Source organism: Streptomyces viridochromogenes, from assembly GCF_001270495.1.
Lineage (GTDB): Bacteria > Actinomycetota > Actinomycetes > Streptomycetales > Streptomycetaceae > Streptomyces > Streptomyces viridochromogenes_A.
On sequence record NZ_LGUR01000043.1, the window covers coordinates 1 to 5,274 of the forward strand.

The 5,274-nt window shown below is 71.8% G+C and carries 3 protein-coding genes; 1 reads left to right on the forward strand and 2 read right to left on the reverse strand.

Annotated elements, in window-relative coordinates; genetic code table 11:
- Both ADK36_RS07230 and ADK36_RS07235 read right to left on the reverse strand, forming a co-directional pair.
- Positions 1–744, reverse strand: a 744-nt coding sequence (locus ADK36_RS07230) for a maltotransferase domain-containing protein (protein WP_159391090.1), incomplete at its 3' end; no start/stop codon positions are given.
- Positions 745–1,009: 265 nt separating this feature from the next.
- The gene (locus ADK36_RS07235) at positions 1,010–2,212 is read right to left on the reverse strand and encodes a S8 family peptidase (RefSeq protein ID WP_048587520.1); all 1,203 of its coding nucleotides are present in this window, start codon (positions 2,210–2,212) and stop codon (positions 1,010–1,012) included.
- Between the two features lie 350 nt (positions 2,213–2,562).
- On the opposite strand from ADK36_RS07235, the gene ADK36_RS07240 reads away from it, so the two are divergent.
- Positions 2,563–5,274 (forward strand): glycosyltransferase family 1 protein (locus tag ADK36_RS07240; RefSeq protein ID WP_234329701.1); only part of this gene is annotated, 2,712 nt, incomplete at its 3' end.

The window sequence follows — 5,274 nt, forward strand, 5'->3', positions numbered from 1 at the left end:
GAACTCGTACCAGGAGCCGTACAGCGCCCGCTCCCGCTCCACCAGCAGCGGCAGCGGATCCGACGCCGTCACCAGATCCCGCAGCGGATACCGGCCCAGCACGGCATCGACCTCGGGCGTCAACGCTGCGGCCAACCGCCAGGCGGCCGGGCGGTTCTCGTCCCGCAGCGCCTCGACGGCCGCGCGGATCAACGGCTGTCCGTCGCTCTCGGGCACGTCGGCGGCCGCACGTTCGTACAGCCGCGCGCCCTCCTCCAGAACCAGCTCCGTGTCCATCCCGGCCGGGATCTTGATCTGGGCGTGGTGCCGCCAGGTGGTGACCGGATCGCCCCAGGCCTCGACCCGGTACGTCCAGTGGCCGGGCTCGCCGGCGGTGACGGCGGCGCCCCAGCGGTCGGTGCCCGGGGCGAGTTCCCGCATCGGCGTCCAGGGACCGGGACGGCCGTCGGGGTCGGTCAGTACGACGTTGGCGGCGACGGCGTCATGTCCCTCACGGAACACGGTCGCCGAGACCTCGAAGGTCTCGCCGGTCACGGCCTTCGCGGGCCTGCGCCCGTGCTGGACGACCGGGCGGACGTCGAGGACGGGTATGCGCCCGACACCGCCGGCCGTGTCGCTCGCGGAAGGGCGCTCCGGGGCCGGTGGTCCGGGGTCGGCGGTGACGGTGCGGGGTGCTGTGCGGGCTGGGGGCGCCGCGGTGCGCGACGTCGGGGGTGAGGACGACTGGTGGTGCATGGCGGGCATGACCGCTCCTGTCCGCGTCAACTTGGGTGGGCGGATGGCTGTGGGGAGGTGGGTCCTGCGTGGTGACTTGTGGAGCTGTTGCGGCTTCGCCGCCCCCCGGCGCGCCCGGGGGGCGCACAGGTGGGGTGTACCGGATGAGCCTTCCCACCCTATTCGGGTACGCAATCCGGCACTTTGTTAACTACTCACGCGTATGTCTACACACAAGACCGGCCCCGTTCCTCAGGAACGGGGCCGGTGCCCGCACTTGGCCGATAACCGGCCGCTACGAGCCCGGTACCTGCAGGAGTTCGTTCGGCGAACCGAGCCCCCTCCCGGAGACCTTGCCGGACACGGCTTGTGCCACGACCGCCTTGGACACCTGTGCGGGCCGAGCCTTCGGGTGGTCGGCCAGATAGAGCGCGGCCACGCCCGCCACGTGCGGCGACGCCATCGACGTACCGGAGTAGGTCGCCCTGCCGGTGTCGTTCGCGTACGACGCGGACGTAATCCCGACGCCCGGGGCGAACACGTCCAGGACCGAGCCGAAGTTGGAGAAGCTCGCCCGTGCGTCGTTCTTGTCGGTGGCGCCCACGGTGAGGGCCTCCTGCACCGCCGCGGGGGAGTACAGGCCGGCCGGCAGTCCGTCGTTGCCCGCCGCGACCGTGTAGGTGACGCCGGACGCGATGGAGTTGCGTACGGCGGCGTCCAGCTGCGCGTTGCGGTAGCCGCCGAGGCTGACGTTGGCGACCGCCGGTTTCCTCGCGTGCTTGGTCACCCAGTCGATACCCGCGATGACCTGCGCCGTCGTGCCGCCGCCGGCGTTGTCGAGGACGCGTACGGCGACGACCTTGGCGTTCTTGGCGACGCCGTACCGGCCGCCCGCGATCGTGCCCGCGACATGGGTGCCGTGGCCGTTGCCGTCGCTCGCGGTCCGGTCGTTGCCGACGAAGTCCCAGCCGTGGCTCGCCCGGCCGCCGAAGTCCTTGTGCGAGATGCGGATACCGGTGTCGATGACGTACACCGTCACGCCGGCGCCCGCGGACTCGGGCCAGGTGTAGCTCTTGTCCAGCGGCAGGTTGGCCTGGTCGATGCGGTCGAGCCCCCAGGACGGCGGGTTCTTCTGGTTGTGCTCCAGGGTCACGCGGGTGTCCTGGACCACAGAGGCGACCCGGGAGTCCGCCGCGAGCCGCTTGGCCTGTCTCTCGTCGGCCCGGACGGCGTAGCCGTTGAGGACCGTGCCGTAGGTGTGGCTGATTTTCGCCCCGTACTTGTCGGCGAGGCTCTTTCCGGCCGCCGACGGAGCCTTCGTTCCCCCCTTGAGTGTCACCAGGTAACTGCCGCTGACGGAGCCGGGGTCCCCGGCGCCGAGTATCTGCCCCTCCGGTGCGGCGTGCGCGGGCACGGTGGTGGCCGAGAGAGCGGCGACACAGGTCACCGCGGTCAGGCCCGCTGCCCAGCGCAGACGCCGTATTCGCGTCCGTGCCATGGTGTGAGTTCCCCTCCTCAACTCGGCGCACGCGGCCCTGGAGCACGGGGTGCACCCCGCTCGGGCCGGCGCGCCACAGTCACCCTCTCGTGACGCGAGAAGTCGCCACAAGGACGCCTACGGGGGCGGAATCGGCCATATCGGCCATGGGGGATGTGTAAAGGTTGCGGTCGCTTTCAGACGAAGGTGGGCGGATTCGGCCCGTCCGGCGGTTGAGGACGAGGCCGTTCAGGCCGAAGCGGAGTCCGGGCGCGCAGCTCCCAGCGAGGGTGACACAAAGGCCGGTAACGTCATGGGCTACGGCGACGCACACTGTCGTGCGTCATCCAGCGAAGCGCCGAGGTGGAACCGTGAAGGCGATCCGTCGATTCACCGTCCGTCCTGTCCTCCCCGCACCCCTCCGGCCTCTGAGTGATCTCGCACGCAATCTGCGCTGGTCCTGGCATGCGGAGACCCGCGATCTCTTCCAGTCCGTCGACCCCGAGGGATGGGCCGCCTCGGGCAACGACCCGGTCCGGCTGCTGGGCAGCGTGTCGCCCGGGCGGCTCGCGGAGCTGGCCGAGGACCGCGGCTTCCTGCGCCGGCTGACCGCCGTGGCCGGTGACCTCGACGACTACGTCACCGGCGCGCGCTGGTACCAGGAGCAGTCCGCCGAACTCCCCGCCGCCGTCGCCTACTTCTCACCCGAGTTCGGCATCACGGCCGCCCTGCCCCAGTACTCCGGCGGCCTCGGCATCCTCGCCGGCGACCACCTCAAGGCGGCCAGCGACCTGGGCGTACCCCTCATCGGGGTCGGGCTGCTGTACCGGCACGGCTACTTCCGCCAGACCCTGTCCCGCGACGGCTGGCAGCAGGAGCACTATCCGGTCCTGGACCCCAACGAGCTGCCGCTGACGCTTCTGAAGGAGCCCGACGACACCCCCGCCCAGGTCTCCCTCGCCCTGCCCGGCGGGAGGTCGCTGCACGCCCGCGTCTGGCTGGCCCAGGTCGGCCGGGTGCCGCTGCTGATGCTCGACTCGGACGTCGAGGAGAACGACCTCGGCGAACGCGGGGTGACCGACCGGCTCTACGGCGGTGGCAGCGAGCACCGGCTGCTCCAGGAGATGCTGCTGGGTATAGGGGGAGTGCGGGCGGTCCGGACGTACTGCCGGCTGACCGGCCACCCCGCACCCGAGGTCTTCCACACCAACGAGGGCCACGCCGGGTTCCTCGGCCTGGAGCGCATCGCCGAACTGTGCGCCGAGGGGCTGGACTTCGACTCGGCGCTGGAGGCAGTCCGCGCCGGCACGGTCTTCACCACGCACACGCCAGTCCCGGCCGGCATCGACCGCTTCGACCGCGAGCTGGTCGCCCACCACTTCGGCCCCGCCGCCGAACTCCCGACCATCGAGGTCGGGCGCATCCTCCAGCTCGGCATGGAGACCTACCCCGGCGGTGAACCGAACCTCTTCAACATGGCGGTGATGGGCCTGCGCCTGGGCCAGCGGGCGAACGGCGTCTCCCTCCTCCACGGCAACGTCAGCCGCGAGATGTTCTCGGGCCTGTGGCCGGGATTCGACCCGGACGAGGTCCCCATCACCTCGGTCACCAACGGCGTCCACGCCCCGACCTGGGTCGCCCCCGAGGTCTTCCGCCTCGGCGCCCGGCAGATCGGCGGCCGGCGCACCGAGGACGCGATGACCGTCGGCGGCTCGGACCGCTGGGACGCCGTCGGGGAGATCCCGGACCAGGACATCTGGGAGCTGCGGCGGGTGCTGCGGGAGCAGCTGGTGCAGGAGGTGCGGGAGCGGCTGCGCGCGTCGTGGCGCCAACGCGGCGCGGGAACGGCCGAATTGGGCTGGATCGACGGAGTCCTGGACCCCGATGTCCTCACGATCGGATTCGCGCGCCGCGTTCCGTCGTACAAACGCCTCACCCTGATGCTCCGCGACCGTGACCGTCTGATGGACCTCCTCCTGCACCCGGAGCGCCCGATCCAGATCGTGGTGGCGGGCAAGGCGCACCCGGCGGACGACGGCGGGAAACGTCTGGTCCAGGAGCTGGTGCGATTCGCGGACGACCCGCGGGTCCGCCACCGCATCGTCTTCCTCCCGGACTACGGCATGGCGATGGCGCAGAAGCTGTACCCCGGCTGCGACATCTGGCTGAACAATCCCCTGCGCCCCCTGGAGGCCTGCGGCACCTCGGGCATGAAGGCGGCGCTGAACGGCTGCCTGAACCTGTCGGTCCTGGACGGCTGGTGGGACGAGTGGTTCCAGCCCGACTTCGGCTGGGCCGTCCCCACGGCGGACGGCACCGGCACGGACCCCGACCACCGCGACGACATAGAGGCGGCGGCGCTCTACGACCTGCTGGAACAACGCGTCACCCCCCGCTTCTACGAACGCGGCCAGGACGGCCTCCCGGACCGCTGGATCGAGATGGTCCGCCAGACCCTGACCCTGCTCGGCCCGAAGGTCCTGGCGGGCAGGATGGTCCGCGAGTACGTGGAGCGCCTCTACACCCCGGCCGCGCACGCCCACCGGGCGATGACCCCGGACGCGGCGCGCGAGCTGGCGGGCTGGAAGACGCGGGTGCGTGCCGCCTGGCACGGCGTCACGGTCGACCACGTCGAGACATCGGCGGCGACCCCCACCGCGGAACTCGGCTCCACCCTCAGCCTCCGGGTCCGGGTCGGCCTGGGCGACCTGGGCCCGGAAGACGTGGAGGTCCAGGCGGTCTCCGGCCGCGTCGACTCACAGGACCGCATCGCGGACGCGTCGACGGTCCCGCTGAAGCCGGTGGGCAGCCCGGACGGGGAGGGTCGGTGGGTCTACGAGGGCCCCCTGGCCCTGGACCGGACGGGACCGTACGGCTACACGGTCCGGATCCTGCCGGCGCATCGGCTGCTGGCATCGGGGGCGGAGTTGGGGCTGGTGGCGGTGCCTTCGGAGGGGGTGGGGGCCCCGCTGCCGGGTCTCACGGGGGCCACAGGCCAGAGAACATCCCGCGGTTGGGGTTGCGGGGGAGGCGGGAGGGTCCGTTCGCCCGCTGGCCCAGGCGGGGGCCCATCCCCGCCACGT

Excerpts from the sequence above, each read along its gene's own strand:
- ADK36_RS07235 (WP_048587520.1), bottom strand. The coding sequence starts at position 2,212 with ATGGCACGGACGCGAATACGGCGTCTGCGCTGGGCAGCGGGCCTGACC.